Origin of the sequence: Flavobacterium hydatis (assembly GCF_000737695.1) — a bacterium.
In the GTDB taxonomy this organism is placed as follows: Bacteria; Bacteroidota; Bacteroidia; order Flavobacteriales; family Flavobacteriaceae; genus Flavobacterium; species Flavobacterium hydatis.
In genome coordinates, this window is the sequence record NZ_JPRM01000024.1 from 159208 (window position 1) to 185808 (window position 26601).

The 26601-nt window shown below is 32.5% G+C and carries 21 protein-coding genes; 12 read left to right on the forward strand and 9 right to left on the reverse strand.

Annotation, left to right across the window (positions count from 1 at the left end):
* Positions 1–13 precede the first annotated feature (13 nt).
* Positions 14–850, forward strand: coding sequence for an OmpA/MotB family protein (locus IW20_RS15495; RefSeq protein ID WP_035624148.1), 837 nt, complete (start codon positions 14–16; stop codon positions 848–850).
* A 641-nt stretch (positions 851–1491) separates the two neighbouring features.
* Here IW20_RS15495 and IW20_RS15500 read toward each other — a convergent pair.
* The 3 genes from IW20_RS15500 to IW20_RS15510 form a co-directional block, all read right to left on the reverse strand.
* Positions 1492–2112, reverse strand: coding sequence for an L-threonylcarbamoyladenylate synthase (locus tag IW20_RS15500; RefSeq protein WP_035624150.1), 621 nt, complete (start codon positions 2110–2112; stop codon positions 1492–1494).
* Between the two features lie 64 nt (positions 2113–2176).
* Complete coding sequence (locus IW20_RS15505; protein WP_035624152.1) at positions 2177–4516, reverse strand: ATP-dependent helicase; 2340 nt, start codon at positions 4514–4516, stop codon at positions 2177–2179.
* Between the two features lie 398 nt (positions 4517–4914).
* Positions 4915–5682, reverse strand: coding sequence for a sulfite exporter TauE/SafE family protein (locus tag IW20_RS15510; protein ID WP_035624153.1), 768 nt, complete (start codon positions 5680–5682; stop codon positions 4915–4917).
* A 125-nt stretch (positions 5683–5807) separates the two neighbouring features.
* Here IW20_RS15510 and IW20_RS15515 point away from each other — a divergent pair, with 125 nt between their 5' ends.
* Positions 5808–6329 (forward strand): DUF7935 family protein, encoded by a 522-nt coding sequence (locus IW20_RS15515; protein ID WP_035624156.1) that lies wholly within the window; start codon positions 5808–5810, stop codon positions 6327–6329.
* A 235-nt stretch (positions 6330–6564) separates the two neighbouring features.
* On the opposite strand, the gene IW20_RS15520 is transcribed toward IW20_RS15515, so the two are convergent.
* Complete coding sequence (locus IW20_RS15520; protein ID WP_035624159.1) at positions 6565–7464, reverse strand: patatin-like phospholipase family protein; 900 nt, start codon at positions 7462–7464, stop codon at positions 6565–6567.
* 174 nt (positions 7465–7638) lie between these two features.
* The gene (locus IW20_RS15525; protein ID WP_035624162.1) at positions 7639–9702 is read right to left on the reverse strand and encodes a M1 family metallopeptidase; all 2064 of its coding nucleotides are present in this window, start codon (positions 9700–9702) and stop codon (positions 7639–7641) included.
* A 104-nt stretch (positions 9703–9806) separates the two neighbouring features.
* Between IW20_RS15525 and IW20_RS15530 the strand changes: the two genes are divergently transcribed.
* From IW20_RS15530 to IW20_RS15545, 4 genes are all read left to right on the forward strand, one after another.
* The gene (locus tag IW20_RS15530) at positions 9807–10535 is read left to right on the forward strand and encodes a Dph6-related ATP pyrophosphatase (protein WP_035624165.1); all 729 of its coding nucleotides are present in this window, start codon (positions 9807–9809) and stop codon (positions 10533–10535) included.
* Between the two features lie 177 nt (positions 10536–10712).
* Positions 10713–11219 carry a hypothetical protein gene (locus IW20_RS15535; RefSeq protein ID WP_035624168.1) on the forward strand — a complete coding sequence of 169 codons (507 nt, stop codon included), beginning with the start codon at positions 10713–10715 and terminating at the stop codon, positions 11217–11219.
* Between the two features lie 3 nt (positions 11220–11222).
* Entirely contained in the window at positions 11223–11915 is a 693-nt protein-coding gene (locus IW20_RS15540; protein ID WP_035624170.1) for an aspartyl/asparaginyl beta-hydroxylase domain-containing protein, read from the forward strand.
* Between the two features lie 306 nt (positions 11916–12221).
* Complete coding sequence (locus IW20_RS15545) at positions 12222–12515, forward strand: hypothetical protein (RefSeq protein WP_240478499.1); 294 nt, start codon at positions 12222–12224, stop codon at positions 12513–12515.
* Between the two features lie 13 nt (positions 12516–12528).
* On the opposite strand, the gene IW20_RS15550 is transcribed toward IW20_RS15545, so the two are convergent.
* From IW20_RS15550 to IW20_RS15560, 3 genes are all read right to left on the reverse strand, one after another.
* Positions 12529–13080 (reverse strand): DUF1697 domain-containing protein, encoded by a 552-nt coding sequence (locus IW20_RS15550; protein WP_035624175.1) that lies wholly within the window; start codon positions 13078–13080, stop codon positions 12529–12531.
* Between the two features lie 169 nt (positions 13081–13249).
* Positions 13250–14029, reverse strand: coding sequence for a hypothetical protein (locus IW20_RS15555; RefSeq protein WP_035624176.1), 780 nt, complete (start codon positions 14027–14029; stop codon positions 13250–13252).
* A 48-nt stretch (positions 14030–14077) separates the two neighbouring features.
* The gene (locus tag IW20_RS15560; protein WP_123869521.1) at positions 14078–14629 is read right to left on the reverse strand and encodes an STM3941 family protein; all 552 of its coding nucleotides are present in this window, start codon (positions 14627–14629) and stop codon (positions 14078–14080) included.
* A gap of 407 nt (positions 14630–15036) precedes the next feature.
* On the opposite strand from IW20_RS15560, the gene recG reads away from it, so the two are divergent.
* The 6 genes from recG (at position 15037) to IW20_RS15590 (ending at position 25583) form a co-directional block, all read left to right on the forward strand.
* On the forward strand, positions 15037–17145 hold the full coding sequence (gene recG, locus IW20_RS15565) for an ATP-dependent DNA helicase RecG (protein ID WP_035624181.1): 2109 nt from the start codon (positions 15037–15039) through the stop codon (positions 17143–17145).
* Between the two features lie 913 nt (positions 17146–18058).
* Positions 18059–19117, forward strand: a complete 1059-nt coding sequence (locus tag IW20_RS15570) for an efflux RND transporter periplasmic adaptor subunit (protein WP_035624183.1) — start codon at positions 18059–18061, stop codon at positions 19115–19117.
* 76 nt (positions 19118–19193) lie between these two features.
* Positions 19194–22292 (forward strand): efflux RND transporter permease subunit, encoded by a 3099-nt coding sequence (locus IW20_RS15575; protein WP_035624185.1) that lies wholly within the window; start codon positions 19194–19196, stop codon positions 22290–22292.
* 92 nt (positions 22293–22384) lie between these two features.
* A complete protein-coding gene (locus IW20_RS15580) occupies positions 22385–23695 on the forward strand; it encodes a TolC family protein (RefSeq protein WP_035624187.1) in 1311 nt (436 codons plus the stop codon).
* A 27-nt stretch (positions 23696–23722) separates the two neighbouring features.
* The gene (locus IW20_RS15585; protein WP_035624189.1) at positions 23723–24586 is read left to right on the forward strand and encodes a bestrophin family protein; all 864 of its coding nucleotides are present in this window, start codon (positions 23723–23725) and stop codon (positions 24584–24586) included.
* A gap of 73 nt (positions 24587–24659) precedes the next feature.
* Positions 24660–25583, forward strand: coding sequence for an AraC family transcriptional regulator (locus IW20_RS15590; protein ID WP_035624191.1), 924 nt, complete (start codon positions 24660–24662; stop codon positions 25581–25583).
* A 580-nt stretch (positions 25584–26163) separates the two neighbouring features.
* Here the strand turns inward: IW20_RS15590 and IW20_RS15595 are convergent.
* The gene (locus tag IW20_RS15595; RefSeq protein ID WP_035624194.1) at positions 26164–26538 is read right to left on the reverse strand and encodes a DUF779 domain-containing protein; all 375 of its coding nucleotides are present in this window, start codon (positions 26536–26538) and stop codon (positions 26164–26166) included.
* Positions 26539–26601 lie beyond the last annotated feature (63 nt).

Consider the following 26601-nt stretch of genomic DNA (forward strand, 5'->3'; position numbering starts at 1 on the left):
AATTTTATTTTTTATGAGAAAAATATTCATCGCCCTAACTGCACTAATGGTACTATCTTCGTGTGTTTCTAAAAAGAAATATGCTGATTTAGAAGCTAAAAACAAAGAGACTCAAGATTTGCTAAATTCTTGTACTGTAAAATTGAATTCTTGTTTAGAAGAAAAAGCTGGATTAACTGCTACAGTTGCTAGTTTAAAAGAACACAACCAGAATTTAATCAGCAGTTCTAAAGATTTAACAATGCTTACTTCTAAAGGAGCTGAAAATTTAGAAAAATCTTTGGAAAGTTTAAAAGAAAAAGATTTAAAAATATCTAGACTTCAAGATGCTTTAACTAAGAAAGATAGCGTTACTCTTGCATTAGTTACTAGTTTAAAAGGAGCTGTAGGTATCAATGATCCAGACATCGAAATTAATGTTGAAAAAGGAGTTGTGTTTATTTCTATCGCTGACAAATTATTATTTAAAAGTGGTAGCTATGATGTAACAGATAAAGCTAAAACAGTTTTGGCTAAAGTTGCAAAAGTAGTTAATGACAAACCAGATTTTGAATGTATGGTTGAAGGTCATACTGATAACGTTCCTTACAAAAGCAACGGAATCTTGCTAGACAACTGGGATTTAAGTGTTAAACGTTCTACATCTATCGTTCGTGTATTAACTAACGACCTTGGTGTTAACCCAGCAAAATTAATTGCAGCTGGTAGAAGTTCTTACGTACCATTAGTTGCTAATGATACTGCGGAAGATAAAGCTCGTAACAGAAGAACTCGTATCGTTGTTATGCCAAAAATTGACCAATTCTATGATATGGTTGAAAAAGAAATGAAAAAACAATCAGGTAAATAATCCGATTATTTCATATTATGGAATCCTCCTTTTAGGATTAAGATTCTAAAAAAACTAAAACCAGTGAAAATTTCACTGGTTTTTTTTATGTCTAATATCTCGATTGTTTACAATGGAACGCGGATGAAACAGATTCGCAAAAGCGAAGACGCGGATAAAAACGGATTTTTGAAACCTTTGCTATCTTTGTGAACTTTGCGGTAAATTTTTTGCACAGATTTTACCATTAAGAAATAAAAAAAAATTAAGCTTGATTCTTAATATCTTAATCGTTAAGGTTATTTGCCACAGATTATAAAGATTAAAGGAATTTCCTGTATTGTCTATAATGGAACGTGGATTAAACAGATTTTTAAAACCTTTGTCACCTTTGCGTAAACCTTTGCGAACTTTGCGGTTAAATTTTTCACACAGATTTTACCATTAAGAAATAAAGAAAAATTAAAATTGTGCACAAACACCTATCTATAAAAACAGAAAAAGCAGGTCGGTTGACCTGCTTTTATGTATCCTTAATCTTTTTAATAACCAATTAAATATCAATTAAGAATAACATTATCGTAATATTACTTGTAATACACTGTTAATAAGGCACTAATATAAGTAATTAACCTCAAATACCTTGCCGTAGCAATGTGTTTTTACAAAATATCTAAACTTCCTTTTCCTTCTCTGACAATTACTGGCTCATGTTCTGATAAATCGATAATAGTCGATCCAACATTATCACCATAACCTCCATCGATAACCATATCAACTAGATTTTGCCATTTTTCAAAAATAAGCTCAGGATCGGTTGTGTATTCAATAACATCATCTTCATCACGAATAGAAGTAGAAACAATAGGATTTCCTAACTGACGCACAATCTCTAAAGCAATTGAATTGTCGGGCACACGAATTCCGACAGTTGTTTTTTTCTTAAACTCTTTTGGCAAATTATTGTTACCTGGTAAAATAAACGTATAAGGACCAGGTAAAGCTCTTTTTAGTATTTTAAAAGTAGATGTATCTATTTGTCGCACATAATCAGATAAGTTACTTAAATCGTGACAAATAAAAGAGAAATTTGCTTTTTCTAGCTTCACTCCTTTTATTTTTGCAATTTTCTCTAAAGCACGAGAATTGGTAATATCACAACCCAAACCATAAACAGTATCTGTTGGATAAATAACCAAACCTCCATTTTTTAAAACCTTGACTACTTTTGCAATAGCAGCTTCACTCGGTTTATCGGTATATATTTTTATAAATTCTGCCATTTTGTTTTAGTTTAAAGTTTCACAATTTGTTCAAGTTCAAAAGATTATCTCACCATTTTACCCTTTACCCAATCACATCAAGTTTAGCAAATCGCAATAATAATTTCTTAATTCCGCCAACTTCAAATTTTATTTCGGCTTTTTTATCAGCTCCAACTCCTTCTAAGTTTATAACTTCGCCTTTCCCGAAACGCTCATGCATCACGATATTTCCAGCGGTTAATTTATTATCAAATAAATTCGGTGCGCTTGACGCATTAGGATTACTTGCAACAGGTTTTAACTTTCGAATATTTAAATCCGATTTTGGTTCATAGTTACTAGTAGGTTTTGGCGGCGGAGTAGATCCAATTGGCTTAGCTAAACGTAATTTTGATTTATCAACATCCCCAAAAACATCAATGTCAATCATTGGTTTATATCGATATCCACTCTCTACTGGCGTTAAATATTCTAAATACTGACCGTCAATTTCTTCAATAAAACGTGAAGGTTCGCTATCAGTTAATTTTCCCCAACGGTAACGCGATTGCGCATAAGTTAAATAAGCCTGATGCTCTGCACGTGTTAAAGCTACGTAAAATAAACGACGTTCCTCTTCAAGTTCGCTCCTCGTACTCATACTCATGGCACTAGGAAACAAATCTTCTTCCATCCCGACAACAAAAACGTGAGGAAACTCTAATCCTTTTGCTAAGTGAATCGTCATTAAAGCAACACGATCTTCATCGCCTGTATCTTTATCTAAATCAGTTGCAAGTGCCACATCTTCCATAAATTCAGACAATGCTCCTCTTGCTCCATCAATTTCTTTCTGACCTTCGGTAAAATCTTTTAAACCATTCAGTAATTCTTCAATATTCTGAATTTTTGCCATACCTTCTGGTGTAGCATCTTTCTTTAGTTCTTGAACCAATCCTGTCTTTTTTGTAACATGATCTGTAATATAAAAAGCATCCTGGTTTTGATCAATAACCTGAAAACTCTGAATCATCGTTACAAAATCTCTAATTTTATTCTTTGTCCCAGTATTCAGTTTCAAGTCGATTTTATCAATATTCACCATCACTTCCCAAATCGAACGCTTGTAATGATTAGCAGCAATTGTTAATTTTTCAACCGTAGTATCTCCAATTCCACGAGCTGGATAATTAATCACACGAACCAATGCTTCTTCATCCTTTGGATTGATCACCAAACGCAAATAACACAAGACATCCTTAATTTCCTTACGTTGGTAGAACGATAATCCGCCATAAATACGATATGGAATATCACGTTTTCTCAACGCATCCTCCATTGCACGAGATTGTGCATTGGTACGATACAAAATCGCAAACGAACCATTATGCAATTGATTTTGCATTTTTTGTTCAAAAATGGTACTTGCTACAAAACGACCTTCTTCAGAATCTGTTAAACTTCTGTGGACTTTAATTTTTTGTCCAAAATCATTTGCAGTCCAAACTATTTTATCAAGTTTGGTCTTATTATGTTCCATTACGGTATTTGCTGCTTCAACAATATTTCTTGTCGAACGGTAATTTTGCTCTAAACGAAACATAATCACGCCTTCATAATCCTTCTGGAAATTCAAAATATTATTAATATTTGCTCCACGGAAGGCATAAATACTCTGCGCATCATCACCAACCACACATATATTCTGAAATTTATCAGATAAAGCCTTTACAATCAAATACTGAGAGTGGTTTGTATCCTGGTACTCATCAACCAAAATATAGCGAAAACGATTTTGATATTTTGATAAAACTTCTGGAAAACGATTCAGTAATTCATTGGTTTTTAATAATAAATCATCAAAATCCATAGCACCCGCTTTAAAACAACGGTCTACGTATTGCTGATAAATTTCACCTAATCTTGGTCTTTTAGCCATGGCGTCAGCCTCAACTAATTCAGGATTATTAAAATATGCTTTTACCGTAATCAAACTGTTTTTATAGTTCGAAATACGTCCTAAAATTTGTTTTGGCTTATAAACATCACGATCCAGTTGCATTTCTTTTATGATTGACGAAATCAATCTGGCAGAATCCTGAGAATCATAAATCGTAAAATTAGACGGATATCCTAAATGATCTGATTCCGCACGAAGTATACGTGCAAAAATCGAGTGAAAAGTTCCCATCCAAAGATTTTTTGCTTCAGATGCCCCCACAATATCAGAAATCCTGTGCTTCATTTCACGAGCCGCTTTGTTCGTAAACGTAAGCGATAAAATATTGAAAGCGTCGATTCCTTGCGCCATCAAATAAGCAATTCTAATAGTTAAAACACGGGTTTTTCCTGAACCTGCTCCAGCAATAATAATCATTGGCCCGTCTTTTTTCAGAACGGGTTGTCGTTGCGCTTCATTGAGTTGATCAATGTACTTTTGCATGAAATTTTTCTCCATAATTGATGCAAAAATAAGAATTTAAAAAGAAAGTTCCTAAGATGCTTAGGTACTGAGTTACTAAGTTTTTTTAGAAGCAGAAACAATAGGCATTTTATCAAAGATAGTTCCCGCTTTCGGCTTTATCTCTCCGTTTCACTACAAGGATATCACCTCTATCGGGGCTAGATTCAAGCAATAAGCTTTTAAAAGGGGCAAAGGTTCTGAGGTTCTAAGCATCAAAGATTCAAAGGTTAAAAAAACTTAGAGCCTTAGCAACTCAGTCTCTCAGTACCTTACTTATAAAAAGTATAGTATTAAACAAAAATAATCCTATTCTTAAAAGCGAGCCAGACAATTAGCTAAAAAACTTAGAACCTTAGCGACTCAGCCTCTCAGTACCTCTATTTATAAAATACATCGTAAGCAAAGCGAATCAAGGTACCAATTACAACAATCAAAAAGAAAACTCTAATAAAACCGTTTCCTTTATTTATTGCAAGTTTAGCGCCAAGCCATCCGCCAAGGCCGTTACTTATTGCCATAGGAATTGCGATAGTCCAAATTATTTTTCCTTTTAGTATAAACAGACAGATTGAACCGAAATTTGTCGCCAGATTAACCATTTTAGCATTTGCCGAAGCATGCAAAAAGTCAAAACCCATTAAAGCTATAAAAGCAACTACAAAAAAACTACCCGTTCCAGGACCGATAAATCCATCATAAAAACCAACAACTATACTAATTCCAACAGCATATAGTATTTGAGTTTTAGCCGAATGATCTTTGGCTTCATGTTGCCCGAAATTCTTTTTAGCATACGTATAAATTAATAACAGAGATAAAACCACTAGTAACAACGGTTTCATAAAATCATTACTTACATAAGTTAATAAAGTAGATCCTAAAAATGCCGATGGCACTGCTAAAATCATCATAATGAGTAACAACTTCCATTGTATAACTACTTTTTTCATGTATTGAAAAGCAGCAAAAGCAGTTCCGCTAAACGCAGGTAATTTTAAAGTTCCAATAACAGTCGAAACAGGTAAATTTGGTAATAAAATTAATCCCATCGGAGTCTGAATTAATCCGCCGCCGCCAACAATAGCATCAATAAATCCAGCAGCAAAAGCAGCTAAACAAAGTAAAATTATAATATAGTCTTCCAATTATTTTGTAGTATTTAGTTTGATTTTTAATGTTTGCAAAATTAACCTTCTTAAACAAACATTACAATTAAAATGATGTTGAATTACAACCAAAAAGTATATTTTTGTTTCCTTAAATTATAAAAATGGATTCAAACAAAATTATAGAAGTTCTAGCTTATACTATACCTTCAATCATAACAGGAAGCGTAGCTTATTATTTCTTCAAATCGTATCTTCAGGATAAACAAAACACAAGAAGATGGTTGTTGCAAAAAGATGCTCAAAAACAAGCTTTGCCTTTACGATTACAAGCTTACGAGCGTATCACATTATACTTAGAGCGCATCAGTTTAACTAACCTATTAATACGTGTTGCGCCAATATCTACCGATAAGAATGATTATGAAAATTTAGTTATTGCACAAATTGAGCAAGAATTTGAACATAACTTAACACAACAAATATACATGTCTGATGAATGTTGGACTATTGTAACTACAGCTAAGAACGCTACAATCCAAATGATTCGTAAAGCAAATATGAGCGACCGTGTAGACAGTGCCGATAAATTACGTGAAGTTATCTTAAACGATTTATTCGATAAACAATCACCAAGTAGTGCTGCTTTAGGATATATTAAAAGAGAAGTAAGCGAAATGTGGTAAGGTTTAATTTTAGATTTTAGAGTGAAGAATAAAATATCTAACCCATAAAATTTAAGATTGTAATAAAAAAGTTAACCATATAAGTGATATAAATTCATTTAAGCTTTATGCCGATTTGTTGTACTTATATTTACTTACATCACTTACATGGTTAAAATGATTCAGTGAATACTAACTTATTTAATTAAGTTCAATCTTTATTAATCTAAAATCTGAACTCTAAAATCTAAAATCATTATCTATTATCACTCATAATTTCAGATTTATTCTGAGCATATTCATACCCTTCCTCCCACCATTTTTTCATTTCTTCTTTATTAAAAATGAGTGCGTTGTTAGTTAGCTTTGTTGGTGTATAAAACAAATTTAGTTTTACATTTTTGTTTTTCGCCACCAGTTTCCCAAGCGCGATATCATGTTTTTCGACTTGATCGAGAGCAATTCTAAACAAATCTATCATTAACGAAAACGGATTTTTACCTATTGTACTTTTGGTAGTATTTACTTCTGTTTCCAGAATAACTACATCTATTTCAGTAGCACCACGTTTTATAGCTTCGCGTATAGGTACCAAACTAGAAAACCCTCCGTCACCGTATTCGGAGTTATTTTTTGACACTAAACTCATAAACGGAATGTAATTACTCGATATCCAAATCCAATCGCAGAATTCGTCATAAGAACAATCTTTTATCGATTTGTATTCAGCTTCATTACGAGACAAATTAGTAACCGTAACAACAACATCTGTTTTAAGCTTTTTTAGCTGATTAAATTCAGATAAAGACAAATGATCTTTAATGTATTTTTGCAATCTTTTGCTTTCGCCAAAAGTTCTTTTTCCTTTAAAGAATTGACGTAATACATTAAAATGGTTGATTGTAACAATATCAACACCGTCTTTCTCTTTTACTACAAAAGGACTGATATTGAATATCTTATTCATGTTTACATTAGTGTAGATTCCATGGATTTTATCAATATTTCCGAGTGCCAAATGCGGAATAAGTAAACTTCCTGTAGATGTTCCCAGAAATAAATCATATTCACATTTTTTAATTTGTAATAAATATTGTGCAACTCCTCCGGCAAAAGCTCCTTTGCTTCCTCCTCCTGAAATAACCAATGCTCTCATAAATGTATTGTAGTTTTTTTTAGAGAAGAGAAAAAAGAGAATAGATGAAAGAATAAAGAGAATGTACTAAATCTACACTCTTTAATTCTCATCTCTTAACTCTCAACAATCATGATTCTGTATTGCTCTTTATTCTATACTCTTTATTCTATACTCTTATTCTATATCTCTTTTTTACTCTTTTAATAAACGATTTAATTGGAACTGTTCATTCGAGGACAAATTAGGCAAAATTCTTTCAAACGAACTACGCATTTCACTATTTTTTAATAATAATCGAATGGAATCTCTACCAAATTTAGAAAATTGCCACATATGATGTGTTGTAGCATTTACTAAATTTGCTAATACAATATCATTTGTTAATCTAAAATCTATTAATTTTTCTAAAGCATTTTGACGCGTTGTTGCTTCATATTTAGGTGAAGAATACGCTATTAACTCATTAACTAAAATCTCTGGTTCAGGTGCATAATTAGGTGTAGATAAAGCTAAAGACAACCACAATGTTTTTAAATTATAGTCGTTAAAACCAATCCAATTTTTCGATTTATCTAAATATTCGCTACGACGAGAAGGGAAATTATTCCACAAATAATACAAAGCTATTTCCTGTGTTTGGTAAGATTTATCATTAAGTAAAGTCTCGTATTGAGGTCTAAAATCTTCAGGAATCTTTGGTAAAGAAACAGCTACTTCTTGTCGAACTTGTAGGTCGTTTGTGTTTAAAGCCAGAATGAGTAATTGCTTTTTCGCCTCATATTTTTCATTCTTCAATTGGTTTACAATTGCTTTTTTAACTGTAAAATAAACATCGGATTGTAAAACTTTCGACAGAAAGGCTTCTTTTTCGGACAAAGGTTTTTTATTGACTTTATCAACTTCTAAACGCATTTGAATTGCTTTATTTTTACTCAACAATTCATTTGCTTGTTGGGTATTAAAAGCGGTTGTTTCTAACCATACTTTTGAGAATTCTTTTAAGTCATAATTAGATAGTTTTTTTATTTCTTCAAAAAATTCATCCGTATTTACAGTCTGATAGGCGTATTTTTTTAAATAATTCTTGATTACTTTTTTGAATATTTTATCGCCTAAAGCATCATGTAAAACAAATAAAGCCCAAGCTCCTTTTTCATAAAAAGTAAGCGAACTGGCTTTGGCATTCAAAACCGGAATAGTATCGGTTCTTGATGCATATTTTAGCTGTTGTGCTGTATCATATAATTTAGAATAAAAGTAATCCTCACCATAAATTTCTTTCTCAGCAAGCAAGGCATAATAAGTTGCAAAACCTTCTTGTAGCCAATGATGTGTACTACTTTCGGCAGTAATTAAGTTACCAAACCAGTGGTGCGCTAATTCATGTGCATTAATATTGGTATATTTTCTATCTTCAAATCCTATAGAATCAACAACATATCTGGTTGAGAATAAAGTAGCAGTTGTGTTCTCCATACCCGCATATATAAAATCACGAACAGGAGCTTGCCTGTATATTTCCCAAGGGTACTTCACTCCAATTTCTTTTTCCAAAAAATCAAAGATTTCTTTTGAGTAACGATATGTTGGCTCAAAACGGGAAATGTCGTTATTTTCGATGTAGTACTCCAGAGGGATTCTAGATTTAGATTTAAGTTCTTTTTCTTCATATTTTACTATGGCAAGCATAAGCAAATAAGAACTCATAGGATTTTGCATTCGGTATTGCCAAACGAAAGAATTACCGTTTTCGAGTTTGTTTTTCAAAACTCCATTAGAGATCACTTTATAGTTTTTATCAAAAGTAATATCTAGATTAAAAACTACTTTTTCATTTACATCATCAAAACTAGGAAACCAATTGCTAGTATATCTTCCTTGTCCTTGTGTCCATATTTCTAAACCGTCTTTACTTTCAGCGTTTATAAAATATAACGCCTGTTTTGGCTTAGCCAAATAATTAAATGTAAGCGTGTTTTTTCCTTTCTGAAACGGAAAAATCAATTGTAGTTGCTTGTTTGTATTGATAAACATAATTTCATTTCCGTTGATTTTTAAATCCGAAAATGACATATTTTGGGCATCAATTTTTATAGTATCTATCGGTTTTAGAACGTCAAAATTATATTTTATATTCCCCGAAATTGCCTTATCTGTTGTATTGATAGTGATTTCTCCCAAAACGGATTTAAAATCGACATATTGGGTTTGTTGTGCAAAACTGAAAAGGGAAAAGAGAAAAAATAGGTATTTCATTATTTATTTAATTTGATGCGAAGGTCTCCAAAGTTACAAAGGATTGATGAACAAATCGAAGGAAATTTGTATGTTTACTTTTAGAAAATATTTAAACAATTCCTTTGAAAAAAATCGCCTTATTTAATTGGAGCAGCGGTAAAGACTCAGCTTTAGCATTATACAAAATACAACAAGAAAAAGAATTCGAAATAAATTGTTTGCTTACAAGTGTAAATCAACAGTTTCAGCGTATTTCGATGCATGGAGTTCGTGTGGAATTATTAGAACAACAAGCAAAAAGCATTGGATTACCACTCGAAATCATGCAAATTCCAGAAATGCCAACAATGGAAGTGTACGAAGAAGTAATGACCAAAACATTGGCTAAGCTTAAAGATCAAGGCGTTAAAAATTCTATTTTTGGAGATATCTTTCTGGAAGATTTGCGAAAGTATCGTGAAGATAAATTGGTAAATATTGGTTTTGAAGGCGTATTCCCGTTGTGGAAAATACCAACGAAAGATATAATTCAGGAATTTATTTCTTTGGGTTTTAAAACAATAGTTGTTTGTGTAAACGAACGTTTTCTTGATAAGAGTTTTGTAGGTCGTGTAATCGATCAGAATTTTATAAATGATTTACCAGATAATGTAGATGTATGCGGAGAAAATGGTGAATTTCATACCTTTACTTTCGATGGACCAATTTTTTCGGAACCAATACAATTTGAAATTGGAGAAATTGTACATAGAAAATATGAAAAACCTAAAACCGAATCTAGTGATACTGCTTGTGACACAAGTGCAAGCGATGTTTTTGATTATGGATTTTGGTATTGCGATTTGACATAAACAGCTAAAAATTAATCATTTGACCATATAAGCTATGTAAGCAAATATAAGTATAATCAACCTGTATAAACTTAAATGAACTTATATAGCTTATATGGTTAACTTTTTCTTATAGTGGTCTTAAGCTTATCTAATCTAACGATATAACTCAATACTATTATTTAAAAACTCATACATATGCCTGTAAAAGAAAAGAGCTTAGAAGTAGAGAAAATTTTATTTTTCTTGGATGAAATCGGAATTAAGGTTGTTGAAAAAGACTTAGATAATACTTTTTTGCCCGGCTTGGCTTTAGGTCCAAGTTGCATTTATATTGATTTTGATAAATTATTATATCCAGGAGATATTCTGCACGAAGCAGGACATCTAGCTGTTACTACTACAGTTGAAAGAGAATTAGTTGGCACAGATAAAATGGCTACTAATTGGCCAACAGAAGGTGAAGAAATTGCAACAATCCTTTGGTCTTTTGCAGCAGCAAAACATTTAAAATTACCAATAGAATTTGTGTTTCATCCTAATGGATATAAAAACGATTCAGAATGGTTAATTTCAAATTTTAATGATGAGAATTATATTGGCTTGCCTTTTCTTGAATGGGCTGGACTTACATTAGGAAAAGAACGGGCAGCAAATGAGGGAAAAGAAGCATTTCCTGCAATGATTAAATGGCTAAGAGAATAAATCATGGATAAATTAGTACGCTCTATAAAATTTCCTCTTTTGTTTGATAAGGAAAAACTACAAAATGATTTTCAGAAAATCATGGATAAAAACTGGATTGATCATTATAATACAAATGATTATTCTGGAAAATGGACTTCGATTGCTTTAATGTCACAAAGCGGAAAATCGGATGCTATTTATGCTTTACCAAACAATGACGAAAAACTAATTGCTACCGAAATTTTAAATTCGTGCACTTATTTTAAAGAAATATTGGATGGGTTTTTATTCGAAAAAACTGCTGTCCGATTATTGCAATTAGCCGCTGGAGCTGAAATTAAGCCACATAGTGATAATTGTTTAGGATATGAAGATGATTCTTTTAGATTGCATATTCCGATAATTACAAATAGCGAAGTCGAATTTATCTTAGATGGTACTCGTTTAATAATGAACGAGGGTGAATGTTGGTATATAGATGCTAACTTTATTCATTCGGTTGCTAATCGTGGTACCGAAAATCGTATTCATCTTGTAATCGATGGGGTAAGAAATGATTGGACTGACGAGATGTTTTATAAAGAAGCAAACAAAGATCAATTTGTAAAAGCTGCTCTGGTTATGAGCGAAGAGCAAAAACAACTTATGATTGCCGAATTAAAACGAATGAATACGCCAATGGCAGATGAACTCATTAAAAATTTAGAGTTATAAGTTTTAAAGTTTCGTCTAACACATAGAAACATAGATCTTATGTGTAAAAAAGAACACAAAAAGAAAAACTTTTCCTTCACATAGTTAACTAGCTATGTACATTTAAATTAAGTAAAACGCCTTTTTTGAAAGTACAAAAATCTATGTCTCTATGTGTTAAAATTAATTGTGCCCTTTGTGGTGCTAAAGAATAAACATAAAGTGAATAAATCAAATTTTAGAAAATGTGGTATAATAATTACCTTAATTATTGTCGCATTTTCATTCCAGAGCTGTTTAGTAAGTAGATGCCAAAGACCACAAATTATGGGTTATATCTATGACGAAACGACTCATACTCCCATCGAAAATTGTAAAGTAGGAGAAAGTTTAACCAACGCAATAGGTTATTTTAATTTAAAAGAAATAAGATATTCTCAATTTACTTTTGTTGGGTATGAAGCACCGCCATTACATGTAAATGAAGCGATTTACAAAGAAGGCTACGAAAAAAAATCTATTGATTTACACAATCCTTTTGGTGGCGGAATGAGAAAAGGTGCCGTACATAATGCCGATACTATTTATCTAAAAAAAGTATCGATTCAAGTTTCTAAGTAAATAAGTTTAGTTTTTAAGCTTCTCTTTCTTCGTAAATTTTTAATAATTGAGTTACTGTATTCCAGTTTCTTATAGTTGCTGTTACATTTAGTTTTTTCTCAATATATTTTTGGTCAAATCTAGTTTTTCCTGCGCCAACAGCATACTTAATAAATATTCTATTGCCATCAATACTAGCTTCGTCTGGTTTAAACTGGCTTATTTTTAAGTCATTAATGCTTTCGCTTCGTAATGCTATTGATACAAAAGCCACATACAATTTTTTAATGTCTGCGTCTTTTTCTTTTAAGAAAGGATTGTTCTTAAAACAAGCTTCTAGATCTTGTTTATTAATAACAACAATAGGCACTTCGTGTCCAAAAACTTTAAAAATTTCTTGCTTGATTAAAAAGCCAACTTTAGACGCATTCTCTTCATCTGTATCAACAAAAACATTTCCTGACTGAATATACGTTTGCACGTTCTTAAAACCAATAGCTTCGAGTGTTGTTTTTAGGGCTTCCATTTTTATCATGTTGTGTCCAGAAACATTGATGCCACGAAGTAATGCGAGATGAGTTGTCATTGTATTGATTTTTATTTTTCAAAGGTAAAGATTCAATTATAATAAAAACCTAGAGTGGTTTAAAAATAGTTACCAATTACTAATAAATGCACAGATTCTTAATTTATCAAGATATCAGTAGTTTTTATAAATCTATTTAGAATCATAAAAACTACTGATATTATGTTTTTTATTTTGCTCGTACTATCGTTTCAAAATTTAAATCCATTACAGCAGTATTATCAAGTATTGCTCCCAAATATTTTGGAGTTATTTTACCGTTATTATCTTTATTGTACATGAAAAACTGCCCAAAATTGCCTCCATTTAAATCTGTAAATTTCTTTACTTTATACTCTTTAGAATCGAATGCGTCGGCATTAGAAGAAAGCTTATCCCATTCAGCTTTAGAAAAACTCATAGGAATCATTTCTTTACTACGAATAACATACATCGTATCAGCATCAATTCGTATCAGTTTCACTAATGCACCTTGTAACTGGCTATTTTCTTGAGACCATGTTGATTTGTAAATATCTCCAGATTGCGGATTAGCAATTAATGCAGCATACTCCTCAGACTTTTTCTCAATAGATTTGTTATTAATCTTACTATAACCCAATGCAATTAAAACGATTAATGGCAATACAATACAAAATGACCACGGGTATAATAACTGCCATAAAGTTCTTTTGTGATTATTTCTAATCTGATTAATCTCGGCTTCTATATTGGCTGAGTGTTTTTTCTTTGCAAATACAGATGCATCAGGATTTTTTAAAACTTCACCACAATTGGTACAAACTACTCCTGTTTTCAGTCCCATCCCGAAGAAAGGGATAACTATAGAAGTATAACGCATATACAATGTTAATTCAATACATCCATTTTTATTACATACGGGACAAATTTCATCAGAAATAATTTTTGAAGTTAAAGGCTTTGTTACAATTTCGTAAACGTAAATCATTTTGTTAATTAGTTTGGGGGTTATTAAATAGCAAATAATTGCTTAATCTTAGTTATTTGTATTCTTTGTTTTATCTATCATTTGAAAAATGTTTCTTTTTAATTCCGTAAGATCACAATTTAAGAGTCTTGCATTTATCCATAACAAGACATTACCATTTTCGTTGCAGTAAGTTTCTACTTTTTTACGGTACTTTTTATTTTTAATTTTATTTATATAAATATCTGGTTGATGAACAATTATATTTAATACAGTTTCGTATTGTTCCTTTGTTTCAACACATCTTGTTATGTCTTCCCAATTTACTACTCCAATTTCAATGAAATATTTTCCGTAAAAAATAATTCCTTTATGATTAAGTGTTATTTGTATTTCATTATTATCAAATAAGCGCACTTCTCTTATTGTATAAAAGAGCATTCCAATAATCGCAAAAGGAGACAAAAACAGTACCTCTGGATGAAAATTTTGACCATCATAAAACTGTTTTGTATGATGCCATAACATCCAAACTGCAATTAAGAAGAGGGATAGAAATAAAGCAAAACGGATTATAATTGTTTTTTTATTTAGGTAAATGTGGTAAGGAAGTCTTTGCATAATTTTTATTTCAGCAGTAATTTTATATTATAATTCTTTATCTCAAAAGTGTTGAGAAAAGAATTTATTATAGAATTAATTGGCTCTTCCTCTAGAGTTTTTCAAAAATAAGTATTTTCTTTCGCATAAAAACTTACTAAAAGATTTTTTTTTAAGAAATATATTCTTAAAATATTGATTTTATAGAGTTGTCTATTTATTTTATGACATAGATAAATTATTCTTTCTTACTATAAATAAAAGCATTTAACTTTTTCAAAACGATTGTATTTTCTATTTTCCTAATTAAAATCTATCTTCGCCTTATGAAAAAAGAGTATAGAATAAAGAATATAGACTAATATCTATTCTCTTTATTCTATCTTCTAAAAGTATCGAATAATCCAATAATCGAGCAATCAAAAAAAATGTCTAATTATCTTCTTCAAACTCCTATCGAATACTTAAAAGGTGTTGGCCCTAATCGTGGCGAATTGCTTCGTAAGGAATTGGGAATTCATAGATATATTGATTTGGTTAATTTTTTTCCGAACCGATACATAGACAGAACACGATATTATAAGATTAACGAATTACAGAATACTGCTGCCGAAGTTCAGATTATTGGTAAAATCATCAATATAAAAACAGTTGAATTTGCCAAAAACAAAAAGCGTTTAGTCGCTACTTTTGTAGATGATACAGGGCAAATAGACTTAAACTGGTTTCAGGGACATAAATGGATTCGTGAGAGTTTAAAACTCAACGAAGTTTGTGTTATTTTTGGGAAATGCAGTTTATACGGAAGTCAGTTTAGTATGGCTCATCCCGAAATTGAACTCATGAGCGAGCACGAACAAAGTCTTCGCTCGGCAATGCAACCCGTATATCCATCGACAGAAACCCTGACTAATAGAGGAATTTCAAATCGTGTGATTAACAAACTCATGCAACAATTATTTCTGGAAACACAAACTTTGTTTACAGAAACCCTTCCCGATTATTTGGTAAATGAATTAAAGCTGATTCCTAAAAGAGCCGCTTTATTTAATATCCATTTTCCTAAAAGTGCCGATGCTTTGGCGAAAGCCCAATACCGATTAAAATTTGAAGAGTTATTTTTTATTCAGTTGCAACTGATAACTAAAAATCTCATTAGAAAGCATAAAATAAAAGGACATCCATTTGTAAAAGTGGGTGAATATTTTAATGTATTCTATCAAAATCACTTGCCTTTTGCGCTTACAAATGCTCAAAAAAGAGTAATTAAGGAAATACGCACCGATATGGGTAGTAATGCCCAAATGAATCGATTGTTACAAGGAGATGTGGGTTCGGGAAAAACTATTGTAGCTTTTATGAGCATGCTATTAGCACTCGATAATGGTTTTCAGGCCTGTTTGATGGCACCTACCGAAATCTTAGCAAATCAGCATTTTGTGGGATTGTCCGAATTAGCAGCCACATTAAACATCAATATAAAAATACTAACAGGTTCTACTAAAATTGCTGCCAGAAGAATAATTCATGAAGAATTAGAAAATGGTAGTTTACATATACTAATTGGAACGCACGCTTTACTAGAAGACAAAGTAAAATTTAAAAATTTAGGATTAGCCGTTATCGATGAGCAACATCGTTTTGGTGTAGAACAACGTTCTAAATTATGGAAAAAGAACGAAATTCCGCCACACGTATTAGTTATGACAGCTACGCCAATTCCGCGTACGCTGGCAATGAGTTTATACGGTGATTTAGATATTTCGGTAATCGACGAATTACCTCCGGGAAGAAAACCAATCCAAACCGTTCATCGTTATGATAGTAACCGACTGAAAGTATGGAAATTTCTAAGAGATGAAATTGCTCTGGGAAGACAAATATATATCGTTTATCCATTGATTCAAGAATCAGAAAAAATGGATTTCAAAGATTTAATGGACGGTTACGAGAGTATTTCTCGTGATTTCCCCCTACCCGATTATTCGATTTCTATTCTGCACGGAAAAATGAAACCTGCCGATAAAGATTTCGAAATGAAACGTTTCTCTGAAGGAAAAACTAATATAATGGTTGCTACAACAGTTATAGAAGTTGGTGTAAATGTACCGAATGCTAGTGTTATGATTATAGAAAGTGCCGAACGTTTCGGACTTTCGCAATTACATCAATTACGCGGTCGTGTAGGTCGTGGTGCCGAACAGAGTTACTGTATCTTAATGACTTCGCATAAATTAAGTTCGGATAGTAAAACCCGAATGGAAACAATGGTTCAAACCAATGATGGCTTCGAAATTGCCGAAGTTGACTTAAAACTTCGTGGTCCTGGTGATTTAATGGGAACGCAACAAAGTGGTGTACTTAATCTTCAAATCGCCGATATTGTTCGTGACCGTGATATTTTGGCTCTAGCCAGAAATTATGCTTTAAAAGTCTTAAAAGAAGACGCTCCACTACAAAAACCTGAAAATGCAATCCTTAAAGCCATTTTCTTAGAACTAACTAAGAAAAAGAATATCTGGAATTATATTAGTTAATTTTTTTTTGAGGTACTAAGGTTCTGAGGTGCAAAGGTTCAAAGGTTTCTTGTAGAGGCGCACCGCAGTGCGTCTTTATTATAGAGGGATTTAGTAGTTTACACAATATAGCCCCAAACTTGTCTCCCTGACAGAGGAAGGGTCTCCGTAAGTAACTCAGTAATCGAAGAAAGAATCGAAGAAAAAAAATGAGTATTTACTCTATTTTATATATAGCATATTTACTCCGCCTCATGTGCATGATTATTAAATCAATTAACCCCTAGAATCACTCCCCTATTAATTTTCGAGTTACTCGCTAATTTGAGAGAGGTTTGAGGTTTTTTATAAACATTGCCAACGGTTTCAACCGTTGGAGCGCAATGCATTTTTTACAATCCGTTCCACACGGTTGAAACCGTGGGCTATTTGTGAGCCTTTTAAACCTTTCTTAGATTGCTGAGTTACTTGCGGAGACCCTTCCTGCGTCAGGGTGACAAGCTTAGGATTTTATTGCGGTAAAATTAACCGCAGAGCAAACAAAGACTTTCGCAAAGTTTACTTTTCTAGTCTTAGTACCTCAGAACCTTTGTACCTCAGAACCTCCATAAAAACCTTTGCAACTCTGAACCTTCTTTTAAAAAAAAATTACTATCCCATTAAACCTTTCTTCGGGAACGGAGTCTTAATTCAAATTTTTGAACTTATGTTTAATGTATGAACATTGCAAATCATAGAAAATTAGGGGTTTTGTAACTCATAACCTCCGTTTCTAATCTTGCTTTTTTACGTCTTATTTTAACTAAAATATTAATATTTGTACATACAATTGTTAAATAAAAAATAAGGTCATAGGTTTTCAATACAAAAAACTAAATTTGTGAATTCACTTAAAAAACCATAATCTATTAATTCTAGCTTTACCTAAAATCTCATGAAAGTAAAAAACCTTGTATATGCCTTGCTAATAATCGGAATTAGCGGATTTATCGCTTACCGAATCGTATCTAATAAAAATAAAAACGACGAATCAAAAGGTCAGAACGGTAAAAACAAAACCACAACAGTTTCGGGAGTTGTTGTAGACACGCAAACTTTTGATAATAATTTATCTTTATCTGGATCTATTGAAGCCAATGAACAAGTAGAAATTCGTAGTGAAGTTTCGGGTATTGTCGAAGGAATTTATTTTAGTGAAGGAAGCAACGTAACCAAAGGTCAAGTACTTTTTAAGGTAAATGATATAGAGTTAAGAGCGCAATTAAGACAAGCAACTACCAAAGAAGGTTTGGCTGCGGAAAACGAAAGAAGAGCTAAACTATTACTTCAAAAAGAAGCGATTAGCCAAGAAGAATATGAGGTTGCAAGAGCCGACCACGCTTCTGCGCAAGCACAAAGTCAATTAATACGTGCTCAAATTGCAAAAACATCTGTAAAAGCACCATTTTCTGGAAAGATAGGTTTACGATCAATTTCTCCGGGAACTTATATTACACCAACAGTTTTGGTTGCTAAATTGGTTAATACAAGTAAACTGAAAATTACATTCTCGATTCCAGAGAAATATGCAAGTCAGGTAAGAGAGAATTCTATTATCACTTTTACAGTTTCGGGGTCAAATACACTATATACTGCCAAAATTTATGCAATGGAGCCTGAAGTTGCTGTAGAAACAAGAACTCTTCAGATTAGAGCTATCGCCGAAAATAAAGATGGTAAATTATTTCCAGGAACATTTGCCGATGTAAAATTACCATTGGATATTATAAAAGATGCTATTGTAGTTCCTACCGAAGCGATTGTACCTGTACAAAACGGTAAAAAAGTCTTTATTTCTAATTTTGGCAAAGCCAAAGAAGTAATGGTAGAAACTGCTACAAGAACAGATGCGTCTATCTTGATTTTATCTGGTTTAAAAAAGGGAGATACTGTTATAACTAGTGGTGTAATGGCATTGAAGAATGACGACGCAATTAAAGTAAAAGTGAAATAAGTCTAGATTTTAATCGTAAGATTTAGCAATAAATCTGACCCAAAAACCCGAAATCTAAAAAATATAAAATCTCATTATGAGTTTATCAACCACAAGTATAAGAAGGCCTGTACTAACAATTGTTTTGAATCTTGCAATTGTATTGTTCGGTCTTATTGGATATAGCTTTTTAGGCGTAAGAGAATTTCCGTCTATTGATCCAGCACAAGTCTCTGTTCGTACAAACTATACAGGAGCAAATTCAGACATTATAGAATCTCAAATTACCGAACCACTAGAGAAAGCTATTAATGCCATTGATGGAATTAGAAATATTACTTCGTCGAGTGTACAAGGAAGTAGTAATATTACAATCGAGTTTAATCTAGATAAAAATCTAGAAGAAGCTGCAAATGATGTTCGTGATAAAGTATCGCAAGCCGTTAGAAGTTTACCACAAGATATAGATGCTCCGCCAGTCGTTTCTAAGGCTGATGCCAATGGTGAATCTATCATTTCGATGACCGTACAAAGTGATACACGAAGCGCACTTGAATTAAGTGATTATGCCGAGAATGTTATTTCGCAACGTTTAGAAACGATTCCAGGAGTAAGTGGAGTTCAGATTTGGGGACAAAAGCGTTACGCTATGCGTTTATGGATAGATCCTATAAAACTAGCCGCTTATGGTTGTACCGTATCAGAAGTTCGTAATGCCTTAAATGCGCAAAATGTTGAGCTACCTTCTGGAAAGCTAACAGGAAACAATACCGAACTTACCGTAAAAACAGTCGGAAATTTATCTAAACCAGAAGAGTTTAATAATATTATTATCCGTTCAGACGGCGAAAAAATAGTTCGTTTAAGCGATATTGGTAAAGCCGAATTAGGACCTGAAAACACCGAAACAAAATTGAGTCAATCAGGGCTTCCTATGATTGGTCTTGCAATTGTACCAATGCCAGGAGCTAATTACCTTGATATTTCGAAAGAATTTTATAAAAAATATGATGCCTTAAAGAAGGATTTACCTAAAGATATTAAGCTTGATATTGCGATAGACAGTACACTTTTTGTAAAGAAATCTGTTCTGGAAGTTGCCGAAACATTATTAATATCTATCGTTCTGGTAATCCTGATTATCTTTTTGTTTTTTAGAGATTGGGCAATAGCATTTAGACCTTTAATAGATATTCCAGTTTCCTTGATAGCAACATTTTTTATCATGTGGCTTTTTGGATTCTCGATAAACGTATTAACATTACTTGCAATTGTACTGGCGACGGGACTTGTGGTCGATGATGGAATTGTGGTAACAGAGAATATCTTTAAGAAAGTTGAAGAAGGAATGTCGCCTATTGAAGCTGCGATTAAAGGATCTAATGAGATATTTTTTGCAGTAATTTCTATTTCGATAACCCTTGCTGCGGTATTCTTGCCCGTAATATTTTTAGAGGGATTCGTTGGTCGACTATTTCGAGAGTTTGGAGTCGTCATAGGAGCGGCAGTACTAATTTCGGCTTTTGTATCCTTGACTTTAACACCAATGTTAAATGCGTATTTAATGAAAGGTGGCGAACAAAAGAAATCAAATTTTTATCTTAAAACAGAACCTTATTTCGAAAGTTTAAATAAAGGATATGCCGATGCTTTAACTCGTTTTATGAAAAAGAAATGGTTAAGCTTCCCTATTATCGCTATTTGTTTCGGATTGATTTATTTGTTCTTTAGCATCCTACCAAAAGAAACTGCTCCGTATGATGACAGAAGTGCGTTGGTTTTAAGTGTAACCACTCCCGAAGGTTCTTCATACGAATATACAGATCGTTTTATGCAGGAACTAGGAAAATTAATTGATGACTCGATTCCGGAGAAAAAAGTAAGTTTAGTAATTACTTCACCAGGATTTGGATCATCATCTGTAAACAGCGGTAGAGTTAGAATCGCACTTAAGGAACCAGACGAAAGAACGCGTTCTCAAAAAGAAATTGCAGAGAAATTAACAAAATGGACAAAAAAATATTCTGAAGCAAAAACCTCGGTAACAGAGCAGCCTACAATTGCTGTAAACAGACGTGGAGGATTGCCAATACAGTATATTATTCAGGCGCCAACTTTCGAAAAATTGCGAGAAAAAATTCCATTGTTTATGGATGAAGCCAATAAAAACGATACTTTTTCGGTTACAGATGTCAACCTGAAATTTAATAAACCTGAAATTAATGTAAGTATCGATCGTGAAAAAGCCGAAAGTTTAGGGATTTCTATTATTGATATTGCACAAACATTACAGCTTTCTTTAAGCGGACAGCGTTTTGGTTATTTTATCAAAAACGGAAAACAATATCAGGTTATTGGACAATTTGACCAGAAAGACCGTTCGAAACCATTGGACTTAACTTCGATGTTTGTAAAAAACAAAAAAGGGCAATTAATACAAATGGATAACGTAGTTACCATAGAAGAACAAAGTAATCCGCCACAATTGTATCATAACAACAGATATATGTCGGCTACAGTTTCGGCTGGTTTAGCTCCAGGCAAAAGTATCAGCGACGGAATTGATGCTATGAACGAGATAAAAGCCAAGGTTCTTGATGATACATTTACAACTGATTTAGGAGGAGAATCACGAGATTTTATTGAGAGTAGCTCTAATACATCATTTGCATTTGGATTGGCTTTATTATTAATTTTCTTAATCTTATCTGCTCAATTTGAAAGCTTTATAGATCCATTTATTATAATCCTGACTGTACCAATGGCAGTTGCCGGAGCATTATTCTCATTATGGTTATTTAACCAAACCTGGAATATCTTTAGCCAGATTGGTACCGTAATGCTTATTGGTCTTGTAACCAAGAATGGTATCTTGATTGTAGAGTTTGCTAACCAATTACGAGAACAAGGCAAGCCAAAATTAGAAGCAATTCTAGAAGCTTCGGAAGCACGACTTAGACCAATCTTAATGACGAGTTTGGCGATTGCATTAGGTGCATTACCAATTGCAATGTCACTTGGAGCAGCTTCTACAAGCCGTATTGGTATGGGAGTTGTAATTGTAGGAGGAACTATTTTCTCTTTAGTACTTACTTTATTTGTAATTCCTGCCATGTATTTAATGTGGTCTAAAGCACGTAAACATTATCCTGAGTTTGATCATATCGAAGAATATGAAAGAGATAGTAACAAATAATCTCTAGAACTCACTTTAAATAAAAATAGGAACCACAAATCGTTTTTAAACAAAAATTTGAAGCTGATTTGTGGTAATAAAAATAAAAAATGATGTACACTAAAACTCTATTTAAATGCTTGGTTTTGTTTCTTTTTTGTGTTGTAAAAAGCAATGCACAAGAAGTTCTTACCATAGAAAACGCAGTAAAAATAGCATTAGACAATAATTTTGAAATAAAAATTGCGTCAAATAATTCAAAAATTAATGAAACCAACGCAACTATAGGAAATGCAGGAATGTTGCCTACAGTTACAGCAACGGTTGTAGATAATAATAACATACAAAATAGTTCTCAAACACGTCAGGACGGAACTTCAACTTCATTAAAGAATGCAAAAAATAATAGTTTAAATTATGGTGTTGGATTAGACTGGACAATATTTGATGGTATGCGAATGTTTGCTCAATTAGACCAACTTAAAGAACTACAAAAATTAGGCGATGCCGAATTGCGACGCACGATTTTGGTAAAAGTTGGACAGGTTAATTCTACTTACTACGATTTGGTTCAACAACAGCAACAATTAGCAGCATTAGATACTACAATTGTAATTTCTAAACAAAGATTAACATTGGCACAAAACCGATTTACCATTGGTAAAGCTTCAAAATTAGAGGTTTTAAATGCGCAAGTAGATTTAAATACGGATCAGGTTTCCTTATTGAGACAAAAAGAATTATATGCAAATACCAAGATTTTATTAAATCAGATTTTAGCTCGAGATTCCAAAATTAACTTTGCAGTTACAGATGAGGTTAAGGTTGATAATTCTTTAATTTTAGATAATTTATTAGAATTGGCCAAAAAGCAAAATCCACAATTAGAATCGCAGATTATTAATTTAAGAATTGCCGAATTGCAATTAAAACAAGTAAAGGCAAATCGCTATCCTACTGTAAAACTAAATACAGGTTATAATTTTTCTGAAAGTCACTCAAGCTTAGGTTTTACAAGTCAATCGTCTGCTCGAGGATTAAATTATGGTTTTAGCGCTTCTTTAAATGTATTTGATGGTTTTGCACAACACAGGAATGAAAAAACATCTAAGCTGACAATAGAAAATACAAAATTTGCTCTAGAACAACAAAATCAAATATTGAGTACACAATTAGCAACTGCTTATCAAACTTACTTAACAAATTTGGAGTTGATACATTTAGAAGAAAACAACGAAGCAATTGCTAAACAAAACTTAGATATTACGCTAGATAAATTCCGTATCGGAACTATTACAACACTAGAGTTTAGAACCGCGCAGCTTAATTATGTAAATGCAAAAGTGCGTTTTAGCAATGCTCAATTTGAAGCTAAATTATCTGAAATTGCATTAAAAGAATTAGCGGGAAATATTAGTTTTTAAACTAAATTTGTTTCAAACACATAACAAATGATATCATATAATACTAAAGACTGGTTTACTTTTATCTTTCATTTCCACAAATCAGATACTGTTAGGAAACTATTTCCTATCATGATTGCTATTGCAATTTACGCTAGTGCAGTTGGGTATCTGGAAATTTATTATTTTAAGATAGGTAAAAACGATTATATCCAGAATATTCCGATTATGCACGGAATGTTAGGTTTTGTAATTTCGTTACTGCTCGTTTTTAGAACCAATACTGCCTATGATCGCTGGTGGGAAGGAAGAAAATTATGGGGAAGTCTGGTAAATAATAGTCGTAATCTTGCTATTAAGCTTTCGGCTATGCTTAAAGATGAAAATGATAGAAAATTTTTCAGAAAATTTATTCCGTTATACGCTGAAATTTTGCACAAGCATTTGCATGATTCCGAAACAAGCAAGCAACTTTTTGAGGATGTTGATTTAGAAATTGACCATCATAAACACAAACCAAATCAGGTAAAAAGAATCATATTTCATAAAATAAATGATTTATACGATGCTAAAAAAATATCTGGAGATCAGCTCATTATTTTAAATGAAGAATTACAAGCCTTTACAGATGTTTGCGGAGCTTGCGAAAGAATAAAAAACACACCTATTCCCTACTCTTACAGTGCTTTTATTAAAAAATTCATTTTCTTTTACATCATGACTTTGCCTTTTGGTTACTCTATTAGTCTAGGTTATTATGTTGCTCCTGTGGTGGTTTTTGTTTTTTATGTATTAGCGAGTTTAGAACTTATTGCCGAGGAAATAGAAGATCCGTTTGGTGATGATGAGAATGATTTACCTACCAAAAAAATAGCAGAGAATATCAAGAAACATATCGAAGAACTGATTTAATTTAACGTTAAAACTATTCTTAATGTAATTATTTTGCTTAAATTTAAGCTTCCGTCTTAAAATTTTAAAAGCAATGAATAATCAACGTTTTCTAATCAACCCTCTTCAACTATCAAAAGAAAAATCGTTAAAAACTCTTGTAGAAAACAGGACAATTTATAACTTGAATCATTGCGAGTTAAATATTTTTGAAACATACGAATCATCAACTTTAGTTCCTTTAAAGTTTGATGATTTGGTTGTAACAAGTATGTTGAGGGGAAAGAAAATAATGCATCTTTTTGATGATCCTGAATTTGATTATTTACCCGGAGAAACAGTTGTTGTTCCTGCTAATGTAGAAATGAAAATTGATTTTCCAGATGCATCAAAAAATAATCCTACACAATGCCTGGCTCTGGCAATTGAGCAATCTAAAATTACAGACACTTTAAATTTCTTAAACGAGCGATATCCTAAAGAAGGAAAAGATGCGTATTGGCAATTAAATTATCAGAATTATTTCTTTTATAATAATGTTGATATGGCTACTACAATCAATAAACTTATAAAGGAATGCATGAGTACTTCGATAACCAAAGATGTTTTGGCCGATTTGACTTTGAAAGAATTATTGATTCGAATAATACAAACTCAAACAGTGAAATCTATTGATGAAGGAACGGCAATTCAGGTAAATAATCCAATAAAAGAAGTTACCGAATTCATCAAACAGAATTTAAAGGAAAACATGAACTTAAAAAGCTTGAGCGATAAAGCTTGTATGAGTACAGCTTCTTTCTATCGCTTTTTTAAGCGAGAACTAGGAATGAGTCCGATAGAATATATTCTGAATGAAAAAATAAAATGTGCCAAAAATTTACTCAAAAATCCATCCATACAAATTAATGAGGTTTGTTATTTATCAGGATTTGGAGATGCCAATTATTTTATCAGATTATTTAAAAAACACGAAGGAATTACACCAAAGCAATATCAGTTGTTGTTTATTAATTAAGGTGCTGAGTCGCTAAGGTTCTGAGGGACTAAGGTTTTTTAGAAAAGGTGCAAAGGTTCTGAGGTACAAAGAGACAAAGGTTTCTTCTAGAAACGGGAACCAATCTATCTTGTCATAAAGAAATTTTAGCGCTACATAACCACAAACTTGTCACCCTGACACAGGAAGGGTCTCCACAAGCAACTCGACAATTATTGCACAAAAAAAAGACGCACTGCGGTGCGCCTCTACGAGAAACCTTTGAACCGATATATTCTGTTATAAAGAAATTTTAGCAATACATAACCACAAACTTGTCACCATGACGTAGCAAGAATCTCCACTAGTAACTCAACAATTATTGCACAAAAAAAGACGCACTGCGGTGCGCCTCTACGAGAAACCTTTGAACCGATATACTGTCATAAAGAACTTTTAGTACAACGTACCACAATCTTGTCTCTCTGACGCAGGAAGGGTCTCCACTAGTAACTCTGTAATTATTGCCAAAAAAAAGACGCACTGCGGTGCGCCTCTACGAGAAACCTTTGTCCCTTTGTATCTCAGAACCTTAGTACCTCAAAAAAAAAACCTTAACACCTTAAAGAAAACTTTTAATCGGCTCCAAATCTTTCTCCTCTTCTTCGGTGAAAATTCGATATTCTATTTGGAATGTTTTTTTTAATGGAGTTTCCAATGAGAATCCGCCAACGCCAAAAGCATCGATTACATCGAGAGTAAAATGGGCATGTTTCCAATATTCGAATAAATCTTTGTCTACCCAAAATTCAGTATCTTCGATTATACCAATGCATACATCACCCATTCGTTGGTAAAAACCACCTTTTTCAAAGCATTGTGGTTGTGTTCCTTCACAACATCCACCGGCTTGATAAAACATTAAATCGCCATGCTTTTCTTTTAATATTTTTATCAATTCTATAGCTTTATCTGTGGCATCAATTCTTTTTATCATGCTTTTTGAATTTAAAAAAAGCAACCAACTTTATAATTATAAAGTTGGTTGCTTTCATGATTT